This window comes from Pantoea sp. X-Soil-ISGK-285, assembly GCF_059730815.1.
This window is the reverse complement of the sequence record NZ_AP035938.1, coordinates 991,605-1,016,072: the sequence shown is the minus strand read 5'-3', so window position 1 is coordinate 1,016,072 and position 24,468 is coordinate 991,605. Positions and strand designations below refer to the sequence as shown.

The following is a 24,468-nucleotide window of genomic DNA, read 5'->3' as shown; positions in this document are numbered from 1 at the left end:
AACGGCCCGCAGGCCGTTTCAGAGAAGGGAGATCAGGCGAGTGTTCCGGCACCACGACAGTTAGGCGAAGCCAGTACGGTATCCTGCAACCCTTCCCACTCTTTCAGGGTGTAAGTATGCAGGGCTAAGGCGTGTACGCTGCCCGCTAACTCAGCGGCCAGTTCGCCATAAATCAGGCGATGACGCGCCAGAAAACGCTGGCCTGCAAAGCAGTCGCTCACGATGACCACTTTGAAGTGACTTTCCGATCCGGCAGGAACATTGTGCCGGTAACTTTCGTCGTGCACTTCCAGATGAGCTGGCTGAAACGCCACACGCAGCTTTTCTTCTATTTGTTCGCGGATCATGGCTATTACTCCTCAATGGCGAGCGCAGTGCCCCATCTCATTCAATCTTAGTCGCTTTTAGTGCGCTTACCCGCAAGCGCACGCTAAATATTGCATTTTATGTCAGGCCGCTTCCGGCACGCATAATAACGCAGCTGAAACGAACAGCAAACCGACCTGTCAGAGAAGAGGCTTAAAACGGTTTCAGACACAATTTCCCCGGCAACAGGGCTTTTTTCACTGCCGGGCAATGCTATGATGACCGCAGTTTTTGCAAACCAACCCCCTGACACCAACGAGAAAAAGTATGTTGAAAAAACTGTTATTCCCACTGTTGGCTGCGTTCATTTTAGCCGGCTGTGCAACCAGCAATAATACCCTGACTATCCAGCCTAAAATTCAGTTACCGCAGCAGGACCCAGGCCTGATGGGCGTGACTGTCAGCATCAACGGTGCCGACCAGCGTAAAGATCAGGCGCTGGCTAAAGTAAACCGTGATGGTCAGTTAGTGACCTTAACGTCATCGCGTGACCTGCGCTTCCTGCTGCAGGAAGTGCTGGAGAAGCAGATGACAGCACGCGGCTATATGATTGGTCCTAATGGCGCGGTCGATCTGCAGATTGTGGTGAACAACCTCTATGCCGACGTCACTCAGGGCAATGTGCGCTACAGCATCACCACCAAAGCGGACATCTCTATTATCGCAACAGCGAAAAACGGCAACAAACAGGTTAAAAACTACCGCCAGACTTACAGCGTAGAAGGCGCGTTCAACGCCAATAACCAGAAGATTACCAACGCGGTGAACGCCACTATGAGCGATGTGATCGCGGATATGGCTCAGGACACCAGCGTCAACGACTTCATCAAGCAGAACGCCCGTTAATTCAGTCTCTCCTCTGCCCTGCCTTGCGCAGGGCTTTTTGTTATCTGCAGGATCCGCATGAACCACTATCTTCGCCTCTTCAGCCAGAAAAACGCCGCCGTATTGCTGCTTCTTGGTTTTGCTTCCGGACTGCCGCTGGCCCTGACATCGGGCACGTTGCAGGCGTGGATGACGGTGGAAAATGTCGACCTGAAAACCATCGGCTTCTTTTCGCTGGTCGGCCAGGCCTATGTCTTTAAGTTTCTCTGGTCACCGATGATGGACCGCTATACGCCGCCGTTTCTGGGCCGGCGTCGCGGCTGGTTACTGGTCAGTCAGCTGGCGCTGGTTGGCGGGATAATCGCGATGGGATTTCTGCAACCGGGACGCGATCTTACCCTGATGGCCGCGCTGGCCGTGCTGATTGCCTTCTGCTCCGCCTCACAGGACATCGTTTTTGACGCATGGAAAACGGACATCCTGCCGCCTGAAGAGCGTGGCAGCGGCGCGGCGATTACCGTGCTGGGGTATCGACTGGCAATGCTGATTTCCGGCGGGCTGGCGTTGTGGCTGGCTGACCGCTACCTCGGCTGGCAGGCAACCTACTGGCTGATGGCGCTGATGATGGTGCCGGGCATTATCGCCACGCTGGTGGCGAGCGAGCCAGATACCCGTATCTCCACACCCCATTCACTGCGTCAGGCGGTGGTCGATCCGCTAAAAGATTTCTTTCAGCGCAACAACGCCTGGCTGCTGATTACCCTGATTATTCTTTACAAGCTGGGCGATGCGTTTGCCGCCTCGCTGACTACCACTTTTTTGATTCGCGGCGTGGGCTTCAACGCCGGTGACGTCGGTCTGGTCAACAAGACGCTGGGTCTGCTGGCGACCATTATCGGGGCGCTCTATGGCGGCGTACTGATGCAGCGTCTGAGCCTGTTCCGGGCGCTAATGATTTTCGGTCTGCTGCAGGCTGTCTCGAACTTTGGTTACTGGCTGCTGGCGGTGACCGACAAACAGTTGTGGAGCATGGCCAGCGCGGTCTTTGTTGAAAATCTCTGTGGCGGCATGGGCACCGCGGCCTTTGTGGCGCTGTTAATGACGCTGTGCAATAAGTCGTTCTCCGCTACCCAGTTCGCACTGTTGTCGGCGCTCTCAGCGGTGGGTCGGGTCTATGTTGGCCCGGCTGCGGGGTGGCTGGTGGAACTCTGGGGCTGGCCGACCTTTTATGCTTTCACGGTGATGGCGGGTCTGCCGGGCCTGGTGCTGCTGGCTTTTTGCCGACAAACATTGAATCAGGTCGAGCAAAGTGGCAATTTTCTGACACGTAGCTACTATCCTCATGGCTATCGCTGGACTAATCGTCTGTTTGCAGCCGGATGTGGCGTGCTGGCGCTCTGGCTGGTGGCTCTGGCACTGAATGCGTTGGGCGTGACGGCGCTGACACCGCTGCTTACCCGCCTGTTTGAACTGGGTATAACACTCTCCCTGCTGGCGGTGCTTTCGGGAGTGTTGCTGGACTATCGGGCGCTGAAGAGACCCCCTGCGTTGCCTGCATCAGATGCTTAAGTGAAATCGATAGGTTTACGGGCTGCGGCTTATTTTATGACACCCCGATAAGTCGCCGCCATTTATCATCGCGTGTTATTTTTTAAAAATAACAATATGACCTGAGGAGGCGTAGCGGAAATACTAAAAACCGGTGAGCAATTACTTTAGTTAAATTTCATCGCGCAAATGATGCAGACTTGTTAAATATTTGGGAGTTAAAAGTAAGGGTTATTCCTTTCCCTGATTTTTTTACGGTTACTTCCATTGGTTTTTGTTATATTGATGCCAACTGCTTGTCTGCGTTAATTATTTGTCACCTGGCGCAACATCTGTGACACCCTTAGCAAAAGGTGTCAACACGTATCTGACACATCCTTAAGCTGGTTTACACTGCATAAACCTTCCCGTAAAATGCGCGCACACTTAAACGACAATAGAGCCCTTTGTCATTGAGGTCGTTAAATGAGACTCAGTAAATACAATAAAAGTTTGGGGATTTTGTCATTAATTGCAGGCACTTTATTAATGAGTGGCTGCGATAGTGCATTGTTAAATCCCAAAGGACAGATTGCACTGGAGCAACGTTCGCTGATACTGACTGCCTTTGGCCTGATGTTGATCGTCGTCATCCCCGCAGTCCTGATGGCCGTGGTGTTTGCCTGGAAATATCGGGCGTCCAACACGAATGCGAAGTACAGCCCTAACTGGTCACACTCTAACAAAGTGGAAGCCGTGGTCTGGACCATTCCGATCCTGATCATTCTCTTCCTCAGCGTGCTGACCTGGAAATCAACCCACGCACTGGAGCCCAGCAAACCGCTGCAATCTGATGTGAAACCGGTTGAGATCGATGTGGTTGCACTGGACTGGAAATGGTTGTTCATTTACCCGGAACAGGGTATTGCGACCGTGAACCAGATTGCCTTCCCGGCAAATACTCCGGTGAACTTCAAAATCACGTCTAACTCCGTCATGAACTCTTTCTTCATCCCAACGCTCGGCAGCCAGATTTATGCGATGGCTGGTATGCAGACCAAGCTGCATCTGATTGCAAATGAGCCGGGAATTTTCGACGGTATCTCTGCGAACTTCAGTGGTCGTGGTTTCTCTGGCATGAAGTTTAAAGCCATTGCAACCAAAGACGATGCGGAATTCCAGCAGTGGGTGGCTAAAGTTAAAGCAGCCCCTAACACGCTGAACACTATGGATGATTTCGAGAAAGTGGCTGTGCCAAGCGAAAATCACCCGGTGGAATATTTCTCTTCAGCTGATCCGAAACTGTTCATGCAAGTCATCGACAAGTTCAAGATGAGCCACGGGAAAATGGACATGCCAAAACATGAAGGTATGGACATGAGTCACGCCGCTTCCGCGGGAGCCGAGGAATAATACGATGTTCGGAAAATTAACACTTGATGCAGTGCCGTACCATGAGCCGATTATCATGGTTACGGTTGCCGCTATCCTGATAGGTGGTGCAGCGCTGGTTGCTGCGCTCACCTATTTTGGTAAGTGGAAATATCTGTGGTCTGAATGGCTGACGTCAGTCGACCACAAACGCCTGGGTATCATGTACATCATCATGGCGTTCGTCATGCTGATTCGTGGTTTCGCTGATGCCATTATGATGCGTACCCAGCAGGTTATGGCTTCGGCCGGTGAAGCGGGCATTCTGCCACCGCACCACTACGACCAGATCTTTACCGCGCATGGCGTGATTATGATCTTCTTCGTGGCGATGCCGTTCGTGGTTGGCCTGATGAACATCGCGGTTCCGTTGCAGATTGGTGCACGTGACGTTGCGTTCCCGTTCCTGAACAACCTGAGCTTCTGGTTTACTGCGGTCGGTGTGATCCTGGTTAACCTGTCGCTGGGTGTGGGCGAGTTCGCACAGACCGGCTGGCTGGCTTATCCGCCGCTCTCCGGCGCGGAGTACAGTCCCGGGGTCGGGGTCGATTACTGGATCTGGAGCCTTCAGCTTTCAGGTATTGGTACGACCTTAACCGGTATTAACTTCTTCGTGACCATCCTGAAGATGCGTGCACCGGGCATGAGCCTGTTCAAAATGCCGGTATTTACCTGGACCGCGCTGTGCACCAACGTCCTGATCATCGCTGCGTTCCCGGTTCTGACCGTGACCCTGGCGCTGTTGACCCTTGATCGTTATCTCGGCTTCCATTTCTTCACCAATGAAATGGGCGGGAACATGATGATGTACGTCAACCTGATCTGGGTCTGGGGCCATCCGGAAGTGTATATCCTGGTACTGCCGGTGTTTGGTGTGTTCGCAGAAATTACCGCGACCTTCTCCAAAAAACGTCTGTTTGGTTATACCTCACTGGTGTGGGCGACCATCGCCATTACCGTGCTGTCGTTTATCGTCTGGTTGCACCACTTCTTCACCATGGGTGCAGGTGCCAACGTTAACGCCTTCTTCGGTATCATGACGATGATCATCGCGATTCCGACCGGGGTTAAAATCTTTAACTGGCTGTTCACCATGTATCAGGGCCGCATTCAGATGCACTCTGCCATGCTGTGGACCGTTGGCTTCCTGGTAACCTTCTCTGTAGGGGGTATGACCGGCGTACTGCTGGCCGTTCCGGGTGCTGACTTTATTCTGCACAACAGCCTGTTCCTGATTGCACACTTCCATAACGTTATCATCGGTGGTGTGGTGTTCGGTTGTATGGCGGGCGTGACCTACTGGTTCCCGAAAGCATTTGGCTTCACCCTGAACGAAACCTGGGGTAAGCGCGCATTCTGGTTCTGGATCATTGGCTTCTTCGTTGCCTTTATGCCGCTGTACGCACTGGGCTTCATGGGTATGACACGTCGTCTGAGCCAGGATATCGATCCACAGTTCCACACCTTACTGGTGGTAGCTGCGGGCGGTGCCGGTCTGATTGCGCTGGGTATTCTGTGTCAGCTGACCATGTTCTACGTCTCGGTACGTGACCGCGATCAGAACCGTGATGTGACGGGTGACCCATGGGGCGGTCGTACGCTGGAGTGGGCAACCTCTTCACCACCACCGTTCTATAACTTTGCTGTCATCCCGCATGTGCATGAGCGTGACGCTTTCTGGGAAATGAAAGAGAAAGGCGAAGCGTACAAACAGCCGGAATCTTATGAAGAGATTCATATGCCGAAAAACAGCGGTGCCGCAATTATCATCTGCGCATTTGCAACGGTAATGGGTTTCGCGCTGATCTGGCATATCTGGTGGCTGGCGGGTGTTTCATTCCTCGGCATGATCGTTTCCTGGATCGTGAAGAGCTTCGACGAAGACGTGGATTACTACGTTCCGGTTGCCGAAGTTCAGAAGATTGAGAACCAGCACTTTGACGAAATCAGCAAAGCAGGTCTGAAATAATGTCAACTGAAACTCTGATTAAACATCACCACGACGCCCATGCGGAGCATGGGCATCACGATGCAGGAGCCAATAAAGTCTTTGGCTTCTGGATCTACCTGATGAGTGACTGCATTATCTTCGCAACCCTGTTTGCGACCTATGCCGTCATGGTCAACAACACTGCCGGTGGCCCGGCAGGTAAAGATATCTTTGAGCTGCCGTTTGTTCTGGTAGAAACCGCCCTGCTGCTGTTGAGTTCGATCACTTACGGCATGGCTGTTATCTCCATGAACAAGGAGCAAAAAGGTGCCGTTATCGGCTGGCTGGCGCTGACCTTCCTGTTCGGTCTGGGCTTCATCGGAATGGAAATCTATGAATTCCATCATCTGATTGCTGAAGGCTTTGGTCCGGATCGCAGTGGCTTCCTGTCTGGCTTCTTTACGCTGGTCGGTACCCACGGTCTGCACGTGACCTCAGGTCTGATCTGGATGCTGGTTCTGATGTTCCAGATTTCCAAACGTGGCCTGAACGCGACTAACCGCACCCGTATCATGTGTCTGAGCCTGTTCTGGCACTTCCTGGACGTGGTCTGGATTTGCGTCTTCACCGTTGTTTACCTGATGGGAGCCATGTAATGAGTCATTCTGTTAACGAACATGGCGCTTCACACGGTAGCGTGAAGTCCTACATGATCGGCTTCATCCTCTCTATCATCCTGACGGCGATCCCGTTCTGGATGGTAATGGATGGCAGTGCATCTCACGGTACTATCCTTGGTGTTGTTCTGGTATGTGCGGTGATTCAGGTGCTGGTTCACCTGGTCTACTTCCTGCACTTAGACAGCAAATCTGAGGGTGGCTGGAACATGGTAGCCATTGTCTTCTCGGCCATCATCATCCTGATTGTCGTAGTAGGCTCACTGTGGATCATGTGGAACCTCAACTACAACATGATGCCTCACTAAAGAGTCACGCGTAATGTTTAAGCAATACCTGCAAGTTACAAAACCAGGAATTATTTTCGGGAATTTAATTTCTGTGATCGGCGGATTTCTGTTGGCTTCCAAAGGCAACACGGATTACGCCCTGTTTCTCATCACCCTGGTGGGCGTGTCACTGGTGGTTGCATCGGGTTGTGTGTTTAACAACGTGATCGACCGCGACATTGACATCAAGATGGAGAGAACCAGGAATCGGGTGCTGGTAAAAGGCCTCATCTCCGCGAAAGTAAGCCTGGTTTATGCCACTGTGCTGGGTATTGCTGGCTTTGCGTTGCTCTACTTCGGTGCTAATCCGCTGGCCATGTGGCTGGCGGTGATGGGCTTCGTGGTGTACGTGGGCATCTACAGTCTCTACATGAAGCGTAATTCCGTTTACGGTACGCTGATTGGCAGTCTGTCGGGTGCTGCGCCGCCGGTTATCGGCTACTGCGCGGTCTCTAACCAGTTTGATGCTGGCGCACTCATCCTGCTGGCGATCTTTAGCCTGTGGCAGATGCCGCATTCGTACGCGATTGCCATCTTCCGCTTTAAAGATTACCAGGCAGCGAACATCCCGGTTCTGCCGGTGGTGAAAGGCATTTCCGTGGCTAAAAATCATATTACGCTCTATATCCTGGCGTTTATGATTGCCACGCTGATGCTGACGCTGGGAGGCTACGCAGGCTACAAATATCTGGTGGTGGCTGCTGCGGTCAGCATCTGGTGGCTGGGCATGGCATTATCGGGTTATAAAACCGCTGATGACCGTGTCTGGGCGCGTAAACTGTTTGTCTTCTCTATCGTGACCATCACCGCACTGAGCGTGATGATGTCGGTGGATTCGATGGCTCCGGCCTCGAAGGACCTGCTGACTTACGTCTGGTAACCGGCACCGATACAGCATGAAAAGGGCGCGATTTTCGCGCCCTTTCTTTTTGTTACCACTGCTTAAAAACTATTGTTTTACCCGCCCTGCCCCGCCCCCTAGAATAAATGCAGCACATTAACAGAGGTTGGAATGAACGATAATAAAATGACTCCGGTGGAGCTGCGCGCCACATGGGGCCTCGGTACGGTCTTTTCCCTGCGCATGCTGGGAATGTTTATGGTCCTGCCGGTACTGACCACTTATGGCATGGCATTACAGGGCGCGAGTGAAACCTTAATTGGCCTGGCAATCGGCATTTATGGCCTTGCCCAGGCGATATTTCAGATTCCTTTTGGTCTGCTCTCTGATCGCATCGGGCGTAAGCCGCTGATCGTTGGCGGACTGTTGCTGTTTGTCCTGGGCAGTATTATTGCTGCCTGCACCGACTCCATCTGGGGCATTATTCTGGGCCGTGCACTTCAGGGCTCTGGCGCGATTGCCGCTGCCGTGATGGCGCTGTTATCCGATTTAACCCGTGAGCAGAACCGCACCAAAGCGATGGCGTTTATCGGCATCAGTTTTGGCGTTACCTTCGCGATCGCCATGGTGGTCGGCCCGATTGTTACTCACGCACTGGGCCTGCATGCGCTGTTCTGGATGATTGCGATTCTGGCGTCGCTGGGTATCGTGATCACCCTGCTGGTGGTGCCATCGGCCTCCCATCATGTTCTGAACCGTGAATCAGGCATGGTTAAAGGCAGCTTCCGCAAAGTGCTGGCTAACCCACGTCTGGTGAAGCTCAATATCGGTATTTTCTGCCTGCACGTCCTGCTGATGTCGAGCTTTGTCGCGTTGCCGGGGCAGTTTGAGCAGGCAGGCTTCCCGGCTCCCGAACACTGGAAAGTCTATCTCTCCACCATGCTGATCGCTTTTGCCGGCGTAGTACCCTTTATCATTTATGCCGAAGTGAAGCGCCGCATGAAGCGTGTCTTTGTCGGCTGCGTCGGGATGATTGTCATTGCTGAGATCGTATTGTGGGGCGCGGAAGGACATTTCTGGACGCTGGTGGTGGGTGTTCAGCTCTTCTTCTTCGCCTTCAACCTGATGGAAGCGATTCTGCCTTCGCTGATCAGTAAAGAGTCGCCCGCAGGCTACAAAGGCACGGCGATGGGGATCTACTCCACCAGCCAGTTCCTGGGCGTGGCCGTTGGCGGCAGCATGGGTGGCTGGGTATTTGGTCATTTCGATGCGCAGACCGTATTCCTGGTTGGCGCGATGGTGGCCGCAGCCTGGCTGTTTGTCAGCATGACAATGCAGGAGCCGCCTTATGTCAGCAGCCTGCGCATCGTGCTGAGTGATGCCGCACTGGCCGTGCCGAATCTGGAGCAGCGCCTGAAAGCGCAGCCGGGCGTTAACTCTGTGTTTATCGTGCCCGAAGAGAAAAGCGCCTACATCAAAATTGATAGCAAGGTTACCAGCCGCCCTGAGCTGGAAGCTCTGCTGGGTAGTTGCTGATAAAAAACCGGTTTGGCATGTTAGCTGTGAGATCGATCTGACTTAGGAAGCAGGCCCAGAGAGCCAGCTTGATAGGGTGAGCAACATCAGTCCATTTCGCTGTGAGATCGAGCTGGCTCAGGGAACACGGTCAGATCGGAAAGTCGCAAAAGCCGCCATCCATGGCACGCTCGGCCCGCGCCGTCCTGGCGCGGGACGCTTTCCTCCTCTGACCGTGTTCCCTGCGCCCCTGAGCTTTTGAATTGCTGCCAGGAGCAACCGCATTTAAATTTGTGAGTAGCCTCAACCCCAGTTCAATCCTGGCTCCAGAAAGTTCATAACTTAAGCAATATTGGTCAGCCCCCACTCAACAGCTTCAAACCCGGCACAAGCCTTACTTACAGACGACTCATAAATTGAAAGCGATGGGGGCCTGTGCCTGTAGCAAAGCATCGCGGGCCAGGGATGGCCCGCGCTGAGCCGCCATGGATGGCGCTTTTGCGTCTTTGCGAAAGGCACAGGCTCCCTGAGCAAGCGCGCGATCGCACAGACGCCCTACAGCTCCCAACTCTCTCCAGAATTTCGACTTGTTTAAAGCGACAGAAGCCCACCCAAACTCAACAACAAAAAACCCGGCCTTAGCCGGGTTTTTATCACTGCATGCATGCTGAAATTCAGCCGGCCCCCGCTTAATCGCGGAAGTTTTTAAACTGGAATGGCTGCCCCAGATTGCTGCCGCGCACGATTGCCATCGCACCCTGCAAATCATCACGCGCTTTGCCGGTTACACGCAATGCTTCACCCTGAATCTGGGTCTGCACTTTCAGCTTGCTGTCTTTGATCAGCTTCACCAGCTTCTTCGCCACGTCGCTTTCAATGCCTTTTTTCAGTTTGGCATCGACCGCCCAGCTTTTGCCGCTGTGCTCAATCTCTTCCGGCACCTCTAAAGCACCGCCTTCAATCCCGCGCTTCAGTAACTTCTCACGCAAAATATCCACCAGCTGCTTAACCTGAAAATCGGACTCGCTGGTGATTTTGATGGTTTCATTCTTTTCGTTGAGCTCAAACTCGGCGCTCACGTTGCGGAAATCGAAGCGGGTAGACACTTCACGGTTGGCATTTTCCACCGCATTGCGAATTTCCTGCAGATCGACTTCTGAAACGATATCGAAAGATGGCATCTCTTCTTCTCCTGACGCTAAAGTGACATGCATAATACGCGTCTTAAGGTGCTAAATAAAATCAGGCTGCACACAACGCTATAATGAAAGTGTGACAGTAAATAATAGATGGATAGCCCGCCAGCGGGAGGCAGCATGAAAATTACCGTGTTAGGTTGCGGTGCTCTGGGTCAGATCTGGATGACAGCCCTTGCCCGCCAGGGACATGAGGTGCAGGGATGGTTGCGGGTGCCGCAGCCCTACTGTTCAGCCAATGTGATTGATCCACAGGGTAACATTTCGAACCGCACGTTTATCGCCAACGATCCGCTGTTTCTGGCAGAAAGCCAGCTGCTGCTGGTTACGCTCAAAGCCCCGCAGGTCTCGCCCGCGGTGAAAAATCTGGAAAGCGTGCTGCCAGAAAACTGCCCGGTGCTCCTGCTGCACAATGGGATGGGGACGCTGGAAGAGCTGAAAGGGCTGACTCAGCCGCTGCTGCGCGGCGTCACCACCCATGCGGCGATGCGCGACGGCACCGTTATTAAACACATCGCCAGTGGCATTACCCACATCGGCCCCGGTAACCGCAAAAGCGCCGCTTACAGCGATCTCGCCGATATCCTGCATCATGCCCTGCCTGATGTCGCCTGGCATGACAACATCCGGGCGGCCTGCTGGCGCAAGCTGGCAGTGAACTGCATCATCAATCCGCTAAGCGTGGAGTATGAGTGCCAGAACGGTGCCCTGCGCGCTTATCCGGAGCAGATCGCGCAACTGTGCGAAGAGATCAGCTGGGTCATGGAGCGCGAAGGTCAGAACGTTGCCAGCGAAAGCCTGCAGGACATCATCTTCGACGTGATTGAAAGCACCGCGGCCAACACCTCTTCGATGCTGCAGGACATACGCGCCCAGCGTCTCACCGAAATCGACTATATCAGCGGTTTTCTGCTGCGCCGCGCCCGGACGCACGGCCTGGTGCTGACGGAGAATACCCGTCTGTATGACATTGTAAAACGCAAGGAGTCCCATTATGACCGCGAACGCATCAGTGCTGGTTTGCCTGGCACATGGCAGTGAAGAAACCGAAGCTGTCACCACCATCGACCTGCTGGTACGCGCCGGGCTGAACGTTGTCACCGCCAGCGTCGAAAGCGACGGCAACCGGGAGATCGTCTGCTCACGCGGTGTTCGTCTGCTGGCTGACGTGACGCTGGTTGAAGTCGCCGACAATGATTTCGCCGCCATCGTCCTGCCCGGCGGCCTGAAAGGCGCCGAAACCTTCCGTGACAGTCCGCTGTTAGTCGAAACGGTACGCCAGTTTCACCTCAATGAAAGGATCGTCGCCGCTATCTGCGCAGCAGCAGGCACGGTACTCATCCCCCACGATCTCTTCCCGGTCGGTAACATGACTGGCTTTCCCGGCTTAAAAGAGACCATTCCGTCAGACAAGTGGATGGAGCGGCGTGTGGTCTGGGATCCGCGCGTCAATCTGCTGACCAGCCAGGGGCCTGGCACGGCAATGGATTTTGCGCTGAAGCTGATCGATCTGCTGGTGGGAAAAGAGATGGCGCGCGAAGTGGCCGCACAGCTGGTGCTTGCTCCCGGCATTTATGACTATCAGGCGTAAACACGCTGAGTTGAACAATCTGTTTTAAGACAATGCAGCCAGTCAGACCTGAACAGGCGCTGACTGGCTCTGAGGCGTCACTACGGGCGGTAGACTTTCACGTTTTTAAAGCCCTGCTCATGCAGATAGAGTGCCTGCAGACGGCTCATCACACCACGATCGCAGTAGAGCAACCAGGTCCGGTTCTGATCGAGATCGCCAAATTGCGTACTGAGTTTGTAGAACGGCAGCGATTTCACTTCCGTAGTTTTCAGTGCCAGAGGCTTCTCTTCCTGCTCATCAATAGAGCGGATATCCAGCACCACGTCGTTCTCGCTCAGCAGGGCGACGGTCTCAACTTCAACCACCTCCTCTTCTGTCTGCTCAGCGATGGTACGGATATCGACGTTGGTCGCCTCTTCAATGACCCGATCCAGAATCGTGAAGTCGAAATTCTGCTCTTCAGCCTCGATCTTCTCTTTCACCGCTTTCACGGTCGGGCTTTTTGAGATGACACCGCAATATTCCGGCATAGTGCTGGCGAAATCTTCGGTGCCGATCTCACGGGCAATCCTGATGATGTGCTCTTTGTCATGAGAGATCAGGGGACGCAGAATCAGCGTATCAGAGGCGTTATCAATCAGGCGCAGGTTGGTCAGCGTCTGGCTCGACACCTGACCCACCGCTTCACCGGTAACCAGCGCCTGCACGCCGTAGCGCTCAGCAATCGACGAGGCGGCACGCACCATCATGCGCTTCAGCACCACACCCATCTGACCGTCATCCACTTTTTCGAGGATCTCACCCACTACCGGCTCAAAATTGATCGCCACGAACCGCACGCGGTGTGAACGACCAAAACGATTCCACAGATAGTGCGCAACCTGACGGACGCCAATCTCATGGGCGGCACCGCCAAGATTAAAGAAGCAGTAATGTACGCGACTGCCGCGACGCAGCAGCATATAGCTGGAGACGCCGGAGTCAAAGCCACCGGAAATCAGTGACAGCACATCTTCCTGCGTGCCGATCGGGAACCCGCCCAGACCTTCGTAGCGCGCAGTCACCAGCGTCAGACGATTCTCTTCAACTTCAAGATTCACCGTCACGTCCGGGTTTTTAAGCTGCACGCGGGCGCTTTCAATATGCTGATTCAGACCGCCGCCAACATAGCGCTCCACATCCTGTGAACTGAAGCTATGCTTACCACGACGCTTAACACGCACGCAGAAGCTCTTCCCTTCAAGGCTGTCGCGATACTGCACTAAAGTCTGTTCAAAGATGTGATGAATATCGGTGTACTCACGATCTTCAACCGCTAAAACGTGATGAATCCCCGGAATGCGCGTCAGCTCATCGGGAATAATGTCCCGCAGCACCGGATTTTTCGAACGCACTTCAATGTGATCCCAGTGACGCACAACGGCGATTTCGTCGCTAACGGTTTTCAGGACGTTGCGGATATTGCTGGCAAGAATCTTGATAAAGCGCAAACGCACCGACGGACTCTTGATGGTGATTTCAGGAAATAACTTGATGATAAACTTCATGGCGGCGACACAGCTTCGTTGGGCAAATAAGTGCTAAAACAGGCAGCACTTAGCTGGTAAAATCACAAAATTGCGGGCTGCAAGGCGCAACCGCATCCGAGGCGCGGGAGTATATCACCTTTGTCAGGTGACTGCTTCTTCATCAGCCGCCGCATTGATTATTTTGCTAATCATAGGGTCTCAGCTACCATGACCGATTGCGAGATAATGTCCCAACCGTGAGTCGACACGAAATATGCCGAAAAAAGCCGAACAGCCAGCCAGCTTTGAAACGTCATTGCAGCAGCTGGAGCAGATTGTCAGCCGTCTGGAAAGTGGTGAACTGCCGCTGGAAGAAGCCCTGAACGAATTTGAGCGCGGCGTGCAGCTGGCGCGGACTGGCCAGCAGACGCTGCAGCAGGCTGAACAGCGGGTCCGTATTCTGCTGAACGATGATAAAGATGCCGACCTCACTGCTTTCACGCCGGAAAACAGCTAATGGATTTCGCCCGATTACTCGACGCGTATCAGCAGCAGGTTAACGCCGCGCTGACGCGTTTTATAGAGCCACTTCCTTTTCAGAGTTCTCCTCTGGTGAATGCCATGCATTATGGGGCATTATTAGGCGGTAAACGCCTGCGTCCTTTTCTGGTCTACGCTACCGGCGAAATGCTCCACGCCGACCCGGCGAGTCTGGATGCCCCCGCCGCCGCGGTTGAATGCATTCATGCGTACTCTCTGATTCATGACGATCTCCCCGCAATGGACGACGATGCACTGCGTCGCGGGCAGCCAACCTGTCACATTAAATATGGCGAAGATACCGCGATTCTGGCGGGCGACGCCCTGCAGACGCTGGCCTTTTCAATTCTGGCCGACCAGGCGATGCCCGGTGTCAGCGCTGAATATCGTCTGATGATGCTCTCTGAACTGGCGAAAGCCAGCGGCGTGGCCGGCATGTGTGGCGGACAGGCGCTTGATTTAGCGGCGGAAGGTAAATCTGTGGATCTGGACCAGCTGGAGCAGATCCATCGTCATAAAACCGGCGCGCTGATCCGTTCAGCGGTACGATTAGGCGCCTTAACGGCGGGTGATGCTGGCCGTGAAGCCCTGCCGCTGCTCGACCGCTATGCAGAGGCCATTGGTCTCGCGTTTCAGGTGCAGGACGACATTCTGGATGTGATCGGTGACACAGCGGTGATCGGAAAACGCCAGGGTGCCGATCAGCATCTGGGAAAAAGCACCTATCCTTCACTGTTAGGCCTTGAAAATGCCCAAGCTAAAGCGCGGGATTTGTATCAGGAAGCTCTTGATACGTTAGAAATGCTCGCTGCGCACTCTTATAACACTACAGCACTGCAGGCGCTGGCGAGCTTCATAATTGAACGCGACAAATAACTTCCATAATGAGTCTCTGATGAGTTTTGATATTGCTAAATACCCGACACTGGCGCTGGCAAACACGGTTCAGGAGCTGCGCGCCCTGCCGAAAGAGAAGTTGCCTGCGCTCTGTGATGAACTGCGTCAGTATCTGTTAGACAGTGTAAGCCGCTCCAGCGGCCATTTTGCGTCGGGTCTGGGCGTGGTCGAACTGACGGTTGCGCTGCATTATGTCTATAACACCCCCTTCGACCATCTGGTATGGGATGTGGGTCATCAGGCTTATCCCCATAAAATTCTGACCGGTCGCCGCGATCGCATCGGTACGATTCGTCAGAAAAATGGCGTACACCCGTTTCCATGGCGCGGCGAAAGTGAATATGACGTATTGAGCGTCGGACACTCGTCAACCTCCATCAGTGCCGGTCTCGGCATGGCCGCGGCGGCAGAACGTGAAGGTCAGGGTCGTCGCACCGCCTGTATTATTGGCGATGGCGCCATCACCGCTGGCATGGCGTTTGAAGCGATGAACCATGCCGGTGATATCAAGCCGGACATGCTGGTGATCCTCAACGACAACGAGATGTCGATCTCCGAAAACGTCGGCGCGCTGAATAACCGTCTGGCGCAGATCCTGTCGGGTAAAACCTATGCGCGACTGCGCGAAGGCAGCAAGCGTGTGCTGACCAGCCTGCCACCGATCAAAGAGCTGGTAAGGCGCACCGAAGAGCATCTCAAAGGCATGGTCGTGCCGGGTACGCTGTTTGAAGAGCTGGGCTTTAATTATATCGGCCCGGTAGATGGTCACGATGTGCTGACGCTGGTCAATACGCTGAGCAACATGCGCAGCCTGAAAGGGCCGCAGTTCCTGCATATCATGACGAAGAAAGGTAAAGGCTACGCCCCGGCAGAGGAAGATCCGATTGCCTGGCACGCCGTGCCTAAATTTGATCCTGCGATTGGCGAACTGCCAAAAAGTGCGGAAGGTCTGCCAAGCTACTCTAAAATCTTCGGCAACTGGCTGTGCGAAATGGCCGCCGACGATCCGAAACTGATGGCGATTACGCCAGCAATGCGCGAAGGCTCTGGCATGGTGGCCTTCTCACGCGAATTCCCGAAACAATATTTCGATGTGGCGATTGCCGAGCAGCACGCCGTGACCTTCGCTGCCGGTATGGCGATTGGCGGCTATAAACCGATTGTTGCTATCTACTCCACCTTCCTGCAGCGCGCCTACGATCAGCTGATCCATGACGTCGCCATCCAGAAACTGCCGGTCCTGTTTGCTATCGATCGCGGTGGTATTGTTGGCGCGGATGGTCAGACTCACCAGGGCGCGTTTGATCTCGCCTATCTGCGCTGCGTGCCGGATATGGTGATCATGACCCCCAGCGATGAAAATGAGTGTCGGCAGATGCTCTACACCGGCTATCACTATCAGGATGGTCCAAGTGCAGTGCGCTATCCGCGCGGCACTGGTGTCGGTACGCCACTGGCTCCGCTGCAGAGCCTGCCGCTGGGTAAAGCCGTGGTGAAACGTCAGGGTGAAAAGCTGGCGATTCTGAATTTCGGCACCCTGTTGCCGGAAGCAGCCGCCACGGCGGAAGCGCTGAATGCGACTCTGGTCGATATGCGCTTTGTGAAGCCGCTGGATGAGGCGCTGATCGCCGAGCTCGCCGCCACGCACGACTCGCTGATTACGCTGGAAGAAGGCGCCATCAAAGGCGGTGCCGGCAGTGGCGTTAATGAATTTGTCATGGCGAAACGTCTGGCTGTTCCGGTGCTGAACATCGGTCTGCCTGATGAGTTCATCCCGCAGGGGACGCAGGACGAAGTGCGTCATGACTATCTGCTGGACGCGGAGGGCATTCAGCAGCAGATCGCCCGCTGGCTGGCGCAGTAACCTCCCCTCTCTGCGCTCCCCCCTCGGGGAGCGCAACATCCTGCTATGCTAAGACCTTTGCACTTTCGCAGGAGCCTCCACCATGAAAACGATTCAACTGGGTACCACCGATCTGCAGGTGTCGCGTCTCTGTCTTGGCTGCATGACTTATGGCGAGCCCACGCGCGGCAACCATGCATGGACGCTGCCGGAAGCGAGCAGCCGTCCGCTGATCCAGCAGGCGCTGAACGCGGGGATCAACTTTTTCGATACCGCCAACAGCTATTCAGATGGCAGCAGCGAAGAGATCCTGGGCCGGGCCCTGAAAGACTTTGCCCGCCGTGAAGAGATCGTGGTCGCCACCAAAGTCTATTTCCCGCTGACCAATCTGTCACAGGGATTGTCGCGCAAGAATATTCTGCAATCCATTGATGACAGCCTGCAGCGCCTCGGCATGGAGTATGTCGACCTGCTGCAGATTCACCGCTGGGATTATGAGACGCCGCTGGAAGAGACGCTGGAAGCGCTGCATGAAGTCGTGCAGTCTGGCAAAGCACGTTATATCGGTGCCTCCTCGATGCACGCCAGTCAGTTTGCCCAGGCGTTGCAGATGCAGTCGAAACAGGGCTGGCATCGCTTTGTCAGCATGCAGGATCAGTACAACCTGATTCAGCGCGAAGAGGAGCGTGAAATGCATCCGCTCTGCCTGCAAGAGCAGATTGCCGTGCTGCCGTGGAGTCCGCTGGCGCGCGGTAAGCTGACCCGCCCGTGGGGGGAAAATACCGCGCGTTCCGCTTCTGACAAAGTGATGGCGTCGCTCTATGACAATACCGAAGAGAATGATGCCGTGATTGCAGAGCGGCTGGCGCAGGTGGCGGAAGATAAAGGTGTAACGCGGGCGCAGGTGGCTCTGGCCTGGCTGCTGAGCAAGCCTGCCGTCACGGCACCGATTATTGGTGCGTCGCGTGCTGAGCAGTTTGAGGATCTGGTGAAGGCGGTGGATGTCACGCTGAGTGACGAGGAAGTTGCACTGCTGGAAGAGGTCTATCAGCCGCATCAGCCGGTAGGATTCGAATAAAATCAGAGAAGGAGACGCCCTGCCCGGGCGTCACCTTCTGTCGCGGTGTGATGAGCCCTGGCAGTTAACCTGCCAGCCAGACCCCAAAGCCATACAGCATGGCAGCGGAAATCACGCCAGCAATAATGTCATCCACCATAATGCCCATGCCGCCATGCACATTGCGGTCAAACCAGCGAATCGGCCACGGCTTCCACATATCAAGAATACGGAACAGCACAAAGCCACCCAGAACCCATTGCCAGCTGTTGACCGGAATCGCCATCAGCGTGATCCACATGCCGATAAACTCATCCCAGACAATACTGCCGTGATCGTGTACGCCCATATCTTTAGCGGTGCGATGGCAGAGATAGACGCCAACGCAGATACCGACCAGCACCACCAGCGAATAGAGATCCTGCGGCAGATAGGTCATCAGCCACCAGAACGGAATGGCCGCCAGCGATCCCATGGTGCCAGGCACGACCGGGCTTAATCCGCTGCCGAAACCGGTCGCCAGCAGATGCCAGGGATTGCTCATCCGCAGGCGACTCTTCGCCACGTCGTTATTTAGCATCAAAGTGATCAAACCCTTTATGACGGAATGTGGCGGGCTTGCCATTATCCAGCAGCGTTAAGCCTTCCGACTCCGGTGCCATCTGCCCGATGCAGGTATAGGGCACGCCCAGGTGACCCAGCGCTACATCGAGCGCGCCGCGATTGACCTCGGGCACCGTAAAGCAGAGTTCGTAATCTTCTCCGCCACTCAGCGCCCAGCGCAGGACCTGCTCAGGGTCGAAATGATCGCGCAGCGCAGCCGAAAGGGGCAACGCATCAAGATTAAGCCGTGCGCCACAGCCGCTGGCTTTCAGCACATGGCCGAGATCGGAAATCAGGCCGTCGGAAAGATCCACCGCTGAGGAGGCCAGCGAACGCAGCGCCTGGCCCTGCAGAATGCGCGGCATAGGACGCAGATGACGTTTAATCAGCGCTTCATGCACCGCCGGATCGCTGATGCGGCAGTGATGCTGCAGCAGCGCCAGGCCCGCCGCGCTGTCACCCAGTGTACCGGTCACGTAAATCCAGTCACCCGGCTTCGCGCCTGAACGTTTCAGGGCACGGCCCTGCGGCACCAGACCGTGAATCGCCAGCGTCAGGCTCAGCGGGCCACGGGTGGTATCGCCGCCCACCAGCTGCATGTCGTAATATTCCAGCAGTTCAAACAGGCTTTCGCTGAAGGCAGAGAGCCAGCTCTCATCGACCTGCGGCAGCGTTAAGGCCAGCGTCAGCCACGCAGGGTCGGCGCCCATGGCAGCAAGGTCGCTGAGATTCACTGCCAGGGCTTTGTAACCCAGATCGGCAGGATGGATATCCCGTAAGAAGTGCACACCCGCGACCAGGGTATCGGTGCTGATCGCCAGCGTCTGTTTTTCCGGCACGCTAAGTAACGCACAATCGTCACCGATGCCGAGTTCGACATCACGGCGGCTGCGTGTTCTGCGGTTGAAGTAGCGTGCGATGAGTTCAAATTCACCACAAGACATAATTGCGTTCCGCTTAACCCTTCATGAAAAAAGGCCGGCAAGCCGGCCTTTTTGTTTATTTGCGATTGGGTCGAATTTGTGGACCGGCTTTATCAAGCACGCCGTTAACAAATTTATGACTGTCTTCGGCACCGAAGACTTTCGCCAGCTCAATCCCTTCGTTGATGGCCACTTTATAAGGCACATCATTACGTTTGCTCAGCTCATACAGCGAGATGCGCAGGATAGCTTTTTCTACCTGGCCCAGCTCTTCGAGCTGACGCGACAGATAGGGCTTCATCAGTCCATCCAGATACGCACTGTTGGTCGCCACACCGGACAGCAGTTCGCGGAAGTAGGTAATGTCGACGTCTTTGACGTCCTGTTCCGCCAGAAACTGGTATTCCACATCGGCAATGTCGTTATTCGACAACTGCCAGGAGTAAAGCGCCTGAACAGCGCACTCACGGGCGCGACGACGAGCAGCAGGTTTCACAAAATTCCCCTTACAAAAATCAGGCTTTAATGGCTTTCAATACGTTGATCATTTCGAGCGCAGTCAGAGCCGCTTCAGCACCTTTGTTACCCGCTTTGGTGCCGGCACGCTCAATGGCCTGCTCGATGCTTTCAGTGGTCAGCACGCCAAACGCGACAGGAATCTCGCTGTTCATGGCAACGCTGGCGATACCGGAGCTGGCTTCACCCGCCACATATTCGAAGTGCGCAGTGCCACCACGAATAACCGTACCGAGTGCGATAATCGCATCATATTTGCCGGTGTTGGCCAGCGCGCGTGCTGCCAGAGGCAGTTCGTATGCACCAGGCACCCAGACTACGGTGATATTGTCATCTTTGACCTGGCCAATACGTTTCAGGGCATCAACTGCGCCATCCAGCAGGCTGTCATTAATGAAGTTGTTAAAACGCGCGATAACGATGGCAACATTGGCCTCAGGCGTTGCAACAGCAGCTTCGATAACTTTCATACTTATCCTTTCAGGGGTTTGGTTGGCCCCGCGCAGGGGGGCGGATTCTATCATACTCTTGGGCGGCGTGCTCTCGCTTTTCCGACCGTGTTATTGTGGTGTCAGGGTCAGGCGTAAATCGTCACCGACCTGGCGGACATCACTGAAACGGAAGGCAGGTGCGTCAGCCAGCTGGCTTAGTCCCGGCAGCTTACACAGCCCGCGTCCTTCATGACCTAACAGCTTAGGCGCCAGATAAACAATCAGTTCATCGACCAGTCCGGCCTGCAACAGGGCACCGGCCAGCGTGGCGCCCGCTTCAACCCAGACGCTGTTAATCTGTCGCTGTCCCAGCAGCATCATCATCGCCACCAGGTCCAGCTGCTGTTCGCGCAGCGGAACAGCGATTTGCGTCACGTCAGCGGGCCAGCTCTGCTGATCGGGCTGATGACGCATCAGCCAGGTTTCACCCGGCTGCGAAATGAGCCGATGCTGCGGCGTCACGCGATTCTGGCTGTCGATAACCACCCGCACCGGCTGACGCAGTTGCTGCTCATCAAGCAGTGCCTGGCTCTCTGCATTGAGTTCAGACCAGCGTACCGTCAGGGAAGGATCGTCCGCCAGCACCGTGGCGCTGCTGCTGAGAATGGCGGCGCTCTGCGCACGCAGGCGCTGCACATCACGACGGGCAGCCGGCGAGGTTATCCACTGACTTTCGCCGCTGGCCATTGCCGTTCTGCCATCCAGTGAGGCACCCAGCTTGAGCTGGATCCAGGGGAAGCCAGTGCGCATGCGTTTGAGGAAACCGCGATTCAGCGCCTCCGCTTCCGGCATCATCAGACCGTGGCTGACCTCAATGCCCGCCTGATGCAGACGGTGCAGTCCGCGCCCCGCCACCTGCGGATTCGGATCCTGCATGGCGGCCACGACACGGGTAACGCCAGCGGCGATCAGCGCATCACAGCAGGGTGGCGTACGGCCATGATGGCTGCAGGGCTCCAGCGTGACATAGGCGGTTGCGCCACGCGCTTTCTCGCCCGCCATGCGCAGGGCGTGGACTTCAGCATGGGGTTCACCGGCGCGCTGATGCCAGCCCTCACCGACCACCTCGCCATCGCGCACAATCACGCAGCCCACATTGGGGTTCGGCATCGTCGTAAAGCGGCCGCGTCGCGCCAGTTCCAGCGCACGTGCCATGTAAAGTTCATCCATGGTTTAATCCTGTAACCGGGCGATCTCTTCGCCAAAATCACGAATGTCTTCAAAGCTGCGGTAAACCGAGGCAAAGCGGATGTAGGCGACTTTATCGAGCTTCTTCAGCTCATCCATCACCAGATTGCCGATCAGCTTACTGGGAATCTCACGTTCACCGGTGGCACGCAGCTGGGTTTTAATATGGTTTACGGCGCTTTCAACCGCATCGGCGCTGACCGGACGCTTCTCAAGCGCTTTCATCATCCCGCTGGCCATTTTGTCTTCATTAAAGGGTTCGCGCACGTCATTGCTTTTCACCACGCGAGGCATCACCAGTTCCGCCACCTCGAAGGTGGTAAAACGCTCATGACACATCAGACACTGGCGGCGGCGGCGCACCGAAGAGCCTTCACTAACCAGACGAGAATCAATCACTTTGGTGTCCACAGCGGAGCAGAATGGGCAATGCATGACGTTTCCTGACGCGAGAGAGATGGGCCAGACAGTGTAGCGCGAACTGCGAATCAACAAAATCTCTTCCGTGCCTTTCCTGTGCCACCACGCACAGCATAAATGATGTTAAATATCAGCGACGGCAAAAGGGTCTACGCTTATAGAGCCGAAAGACGGCGTATATCCACTAACACACTGGAGGTTGTATGGGTCTGTTTAATTTTGTGAAAGAAGCCGGTGAGAAATTATGGGATGCCGTGAATGGCGGCGATGACCAGAATAAAAAGCTGCAGGATCACATCAACAAGCTCGGTTTACCCGACAGCGACAAAGTGGATGTGAAGGTCAATGGCGATACCGTGACCGTGACGGGCGATGGCCTTTCCCAGGAGCTGAAAGAGAAGATTCTGATCGCAGCCGGTAACGTTGCAGGCATCACAAAAGTGGAAGATAAGGTTACCGTGACAGACAGCGCGACCGAGTCAGAACTTTACACCGTGAAAAAAGGCGACACGCTGAGCGCAATTTCCAAACAGGTTTATGGAAATGCCAACGAATACAACAAGATTTTCGAAGCGAATAAGCCAATGCTCTCTCATCCTGATAAGATCTATCCTGGCCAGGTTTTACGTATTCCAAAATAACGGACAAGGATAACTTATGAGCAGGATGGTTTGGGTTCCGGTGGCGCTCTCTCTGGTGACGCTGAGTGGTTGCAGCAGTAGCGCCAGCAACCCGCAGGTCAGAGAGCTGCATCAGGAAGTGAGTCAGCTTAATCAGCAGATGCAGCACCTGACCACGCAGGCCAGCGCGCTGGAGATTCAGGGGCAGTTAAACAGCCATTCGCAGCAAGGCGCGTGGCTGATCCCGCAGGCGAACACGCCGGTGGCACTGCAAACCCAGCTCGGCACGCTGCGACTGACGCTCTCGCCAGTCACCGCTGAAGCCAGCGGCTCGCGGGCAACCCTGACGGTACGCTCAATGGACGATCGCCCCTTGCCCGCCCTGCACGCTACGGTGAACTGGGGCGAACTCGATCCGGCAACCGGTAAACCACTGAGTAACGGCAGTCTGAGTCAGACGATAGCGGTGCCTGCCTCGCTGCTGCCCCAGCATTCGGTGAGCATACCGCTCCGACTCAGCGGCCTCACACCGGATCAATCAGGTTATGTCCGCGTGCATAACGTCACCGGCGACGCACCTGCCCAGACCTCTCCTGCTGCACCCTGATCTGATCACAGGTGCAAAAAAAAACGGGCAGCCACATGGCTGCCCGTTTTTATTTCTCTGCGGCGATTAAGGCAGGATAGAAGGCTGATCGGCGCCCTCTTTCTCGACTTTCTGCACCAGCATATGTTCACGCTTCATGCCCAGCTTCAGCGCCAGCGCCGAAGAGACATAAATTGATGAAATCGTACCAATCGTCACACCAATCAGCATGGTCAGTGAGAAGCCTTTCAGCAGCGCACCACCAAACACGAAGAGGATGAGGATCATCGCCAGCGTGGTCAGCGAGGTAATCAGCGTACGGCTTAACGTCTGGGTCAGTGACACGTTAGTAATATCGTAAGAGCTGCCGCGACGGATCTTGCGGAAGTTTTCACGAATACGGTCCGACACCACGATTTTATCGTTAAGCGAGTAGCCAATCACCGACATCAGTGAGGCAACAATCGTCAGGTCGATTTCAATGCGGAACAGCGCTAGCAGGCCGCAGGTGATGATCACGTCATGCGCCAGCGCCAGCACGGTACCCAGCGCCAGACGCCACTCAAAGCGAAAACCGATGTAGATCAGAATCGCAATCAGCGCGGACAACAGCGCCATCGCACCCGCCTGCGCCAGGTCGCTGCCCACACTCGGACCCACGAACTCAATGCGCTTAACGGTGGCGTTTTGCTGCGTGGTCTGGTTAATTACCGACACCACTTTATTGCCTAACTCGGTGCCCGCCGGGCCGGTAACCGGTGCCATACGCACCATGACGTCACGGCTGCTGCCAAAGTTCTGCACCAGCGGCTCGTCAAAGCCCGCTTTCACCAGATCACCACGCAGGACTTCAAGATCGGCCGGTTTTTCCAGCGCGATCTCAATCACCGTACCACCGGTGAAATCGAGGCCCCAGTTAAAACCACGCACACCCACGATAGCAATCGCGGCGAGAATCAGCAGTCCCGAAATGATGAAGGCCAGCTTATCCCAGCGCATAAAGTCGACGACTTTACGCCCGTGGTTCAACTGCTCAATGTTATATTCCTGTGCCACAACGCACTCC

At 55.0% G+C, this 24,468-nt stretch carries 26 protein-coding genes; 16 read left to right on the top strand and 10 right to left on the bottom strand.

Annotated features, from left to right (window positions below):
- Nucleotides 1-32: 32 nt before the first annotated feature.
- The gene (bolA, locus tag AC6I8B_RS04655; protein ID WP_008924895.1) at nucleotides 33-347 is read right to left on the bottom strand and encodes a transcriptional regulator BolA; all 315 of its coding nucleotides are present in this window, start codon (nucleotides 345-347) and stop codon (nucleotides 33-35) included.
- A 286-nt stretch (nucleotides 348-633) separates the two neighbouring features.
- Here bolA and AC6I8B_RS04650 point away from each other — a divergent pair, with 286 nt between their 5' ends.
- From AC6I8B_RS04650 to AC6I8B_RS04615, 8 genes are all read left to right on the top strand, one after another.
- Complete coding sequence (locus tag AC6I8B_RS04650) at nucleotides 634-1,212, top strand: lipoprotein (protein ID WP_010255406.1); 579 nt, start codon at nucleotides 634-636, stop codon at nucleotides 1,210-1,212.
- 57 nt (nucleotides 1,213-1,269) lie between these two features.
- Complete coding sequence (gene ampG, locus AC6I8B_RS04645) at nucleotides 1,270-2,760, top strand: muropeptide MFS transporter AmpG (RefSeq protein ID WP_157351645.1); 1,491 nt, start codon at nucleotides 1,270-1,272, stop codon at nucleotides 2,758-2,760.
- Nucleotides 2,761-3,204: 444 nt separating this feature from the next.
- A complete protein-coding gene (cyoA, locus tag AC6I8B_RS04640; RefSeq protein WP_010255402.1) occupies nucleotides 3,205-4,131 on the top strand; it encodes a cytochrome o ubiquinol oxidase subunit II in 927 nt (308 codons plus the stop codon).
- A gap of 4 nt (nucleotides 4,132-4,135) precedes the next feature.
- On the top strand, nucleotides 4,136-6,118 hold the full coding sequence (gene cyoB, locus AC6I8B_RS04635; RefSeq protein ID WP_010255400.1) for a cytochrome o ubiquinol oxidase subunit I: 1,983 nt from the start codon (nucleotides 4,136-4,138) through the stop codon (nucleotides 6,116-6,118).
- Complete coding sequence (locus tag AC6I8B_RS04630; protein ID WP_009091720.1) at nucleotides 6,118-6,735, top strand: cytochrome o ubiquinol oxidase subunit III; 618 nt, start codon at nucleotides 6,118-6,120, stop codon at nucleotides 6,733-6,735. Before cyoB ends, AC6I8B_RS04630 begins: the two co-directional genes overlap by 1 nt.
- Nucleotides 6,735-7,064 (top strand): cytochrome o ubiquinol oxidase subunit IV, encoded by a 330-nt coding sequence (locus AC6I8B_RS04625; protein WP_008924889.1) that lies wholly within the window; start codon nucleotides 6,735-6,737, stop codon nucleotides 7,062-7,064. The genes AC6I8B_RS04630 and AC6I8B_RS04625 overlap by 1 nt, the downstream gene beginning before the upstream one ends.
- 13 nt (nucleotides 7,065-7,077) lie before the next feature.
- On the top strand, nucleotides 7,078-7,965 hold the full coding sequence (gene cyoE, locus AC6I8B_RS04620) for a heme o synthase (protein ID WP_157351643.1): 888 nt from the start codon (nucleotides 7,078-7,080) through the stop codon (nucleotides 7,963-7,965).
- A 132-nt stretch (nucleotides 7,966-8,097) separates the two neighbouring features.
- Nucleotides 8,098-9,462, top strand: coding sequence for an MFS transporter (locus AC6I8B_RS04615; RefSeq protein WP_010255391.1), 1,365 nt, complete (start codon nucleotides 8,098-8,100; stop codon nucleotides 9,460-9,462).
- Between the two features lie 668 nt (nucleotides 9,463-10,130).
- On the opposite strand, the gene AC6I8B_RS04610 is transcribed toward AC6I8B_RS04615, so the two are convergent.
- Entirely contained in the window at nucleotides 10,131-10,622 is a 492-nt protein-coding gene (locus AC6I8B_RS04610) for a YajQ family cyclic di-GMP-binding protein (protein ID WP_003852530.1), read from the bottom strand.
- 135 nt (nucleotides 10,623-10,757) lie between these two features.
- Between AC6I8B_RS04610 and panE the strand changes: the two genes are divergently transcribed.
- Together panE and yajL are read left to right on the top strand one after the other, a co-directional pair.
- The gene (gene panE / locus AC6I8B_RS04605; RefSeq protein ID WP_022626120.1) at nucleotides 10,758-11,678 is read left to right on the top strand and encodes a 2-dehydropantoate 2-reductase; all 921 of its coding nucleotides are present in this window, start codon (nucleotides 10,758-10,760) and stop codon (nucleotides 11,676-11,678) included.
- Nucleotides 11,632-12,228 (top strand): protein deglycase YajL, encoded by a 597-nt coding sequence (gene yajL / locus AC6I8B_RS04600; RefSeq protein WP_010671202.1) that lies wholly within the window; start codon nucleotides 11,632-11,634, stop codon nucleotides 12,226-12,228. The genes panE and yajL overlap by 47 nt, the downstream gene beginning before the upstream one ends.
- Before the next feature lie 80 nt (nucleotides 12,229-12,308).
- On the opposite strand, the gene thiI is transcribed toward yajL, so the two are convergent.
- Entirely contained in the window at nucleotides 12,309-13,757 is a 1,449-nt protein-coding gene (gene thiI, locus AC6I8B_RS04595) for a tRNA uracil 4-sulfurtransferase ThiI (protein WP_157351641.1), read from the bottom strand.
- 235 nt (nucleotides 13,758-13,992) lie between these two features.
- Here thiI and xseB point away from each other — a divergent pair, with 235 nt between their 5' ends.
- The 4 genes from xseB (at nucleotide 13,993) to AC6I8B_RS04575 (ending at nucleotide 18,076) form a co-directional block, all read left to right on the top strand.
- Nucleotides 13,993-14,235: an exodeoxyribonuclease VII small subunit gene (gene xseB / locus AC6I8B_RS04590; protein ID WP_010255382.1), complete on the top strand. Its 243-nt coding sequence runs from the start codon at nucleotides 13,993-13,995 to the stop codon at nucleotides 14,233-14,235.
- Nucleotides 14,235-15,134, top strand: coding sequence for a (2E,6E)-farnesyl diphosphate synthase (gene ispA / locus AC6I8B_RS04585; protein WP_010255381.1), 900 nt, complete (start codon nucleotides 14,235-14,237; stop codon nucleotides 15,132-15,134). The genes xseB and ispA overlap by 1 nt, the downstream gene beginning before the upstream one ends.
- Nucleotides 15,135-15,153: 19 nt before the next feature.
- Complete coding sequence (gene dxs / locus AC6I8B_RS04580) at nucleotides 15,154-17,019, top strand: 1-deoxy-D-xylulose-5-phosphate synthase (RefSeq protein ID WP_010671199.1); 1,866 nt, start codon at nucleotides 15,154-15,156, stop codon at nucleotides 17,017-17,019.
- An 82-nt stretch (nucleotides 17,020-17,101) separates the two neighbouring features.
- Nucleotides 17,102-18,076: an aldo/keto reductase gene (locus AC6I8B_RS04575; RefSeq protein ID WP_033766634.1), complete on the top strand. Its 975-nt coding sequence runs from the start codon at nucleotides 17,102-17,104 to the stop codon at nucleotides 18,074-18,076.
- A gap of 64 nt (nucleotides 18,077-18,140) precedes the next feature.
- On the opposite strand, the gene pgpA is transcribed toward AC6I8B_RS04575, so the two are convergent.
- The 6 genes from pgpA to nrdR all read right to left on the bottom strand — a co-directional run bounded on the left by pgpA (nucleotide 18,141) and on the right by nrdR (nucleotide 22,211).
- Entirely contained in the window at nucleotides 18,141-18,635 is a 495-nt protein-coding gene (gene pgpA, locus AC6I8B_RS04570) for a phosphatidylglycerophosphatase A (protein ID WP_031293112.1), read from the bottom strand.
- Entirely contained in the window at nucleotides 18,625-19,602 is a 978-nt protein-coding gene (gene thiL / locus AC6I8B_RS04565; protein ID WP_010255374.1) for a thiamine-phosphate kinase, read from the bottom strand. The genes pgpA and thiL overlap by 11 nt, the downstream gene beginning before the upstream one ends.
- A 55-nt stretch (nucleotides 19,603-19,657) precedes the next feature.
- Nucleotides 19,658-20,077, bottom strand: a complete 420-nt coding sequence (gene nusB, locus AC6I8B_RS04560) for a transcription antitermination factor NusB (RefSeq protein WP_010255372.1) — start codon at nucleotides 20,075-20,077, stop codon at nucleotides 19,658-19,660.
- A gap of 19 nt (nucleotides 20,078-20,096) precedes the next feature.
- On the bottom strand, nucleotides 20,097-20,567 hold the full coding sequence (gene ribH / locus AC6I8B_RS04555; protein WP_010255369.1) for a 6,7-dimethyl-8-ribityllumazine synthase: 471 nt from the start codon (nucleotides 20,565-20,567) through the stop codon (nucleotides 20,097-20,099).
- 90 nt (nucleotides 20,568-20,657) lie between these two features.
- Entirely contained in the window at nucleotides 20,658-21,758 is a 1,101-nt protein-coding gene (gene ribD / locus AC6I8B_RS04550; RefSeq protein ID WP_157351639.1) for a bifunctional diaminohydroxyphosphoribosylaminopyrimidine deaminase/5-amino-6-(5-phosphoribosylamino)uracil reductase RibD, read from the bottom strand.
- Between the two features lie 3 nt (nucleotides 21,759-21,761).
- Nucleotides 21,762-22,211, bottom strand: a complete 450-nt coding sequence (nrdR, locus tag AC6I8B_RS04545; protein WP_009091750.1) for a transcriptional regulator NrdR — start codon at nucleotides 22,209-22,211, stop codon at nucleotides 21,762-21,764.
- Between the two features lie 188 nt (nucleotides 22,212-22,399).
- Here nrdR and lysM point away from each other — a divergent pair, with 188 nt between their 5' ends.
- Together lysM and AC6I8B_RS04535 are read left to right on the top strand one after the other, a co-directional pair.
- Entirely contained in the window at nucleotides 22,400-22,837 is a 438-nt protein-coding gene (lysM, locus tag AC6I8B_RS04540; RefSeq protein WP_010255362.1) for a peptidoglycan-binding protein LysM, read from the top strand.
- 16 nt (nucleotides 22,838-22,853) lie between these two features.
- Nucleotides 22,854-23,423 (top strand): SadB/YajI family lipoprotein, encoded by a 570-nt coding sequence (locus AC6I8B_RS04535; protein WP_157351637.1) that lies wholly within the window; start codon nucleotides 22,854-22,856, stop codon nucleotides 23,421-23,423.
- 66 nt (nucleotides 23,424-23,489) lie between these two features.
- On the opposite strand, the gene secF is transcribed toward AC6I8B_RS04535, so the two are convergent.
- Complete coding sequence (secF, locus tag AC6I8B_RS04530; protein ID WP_010255357.1) at nucleotides 23,490-24,458, bottom strand: protein translocase subunit SecF; 969 nt, start codon at nucleotides 24,456-24,458, stop codon at nucleotides 23,490-23,492.
- Nucleotides 24,459-24,468: the final 10 nt, after the last annotated feature.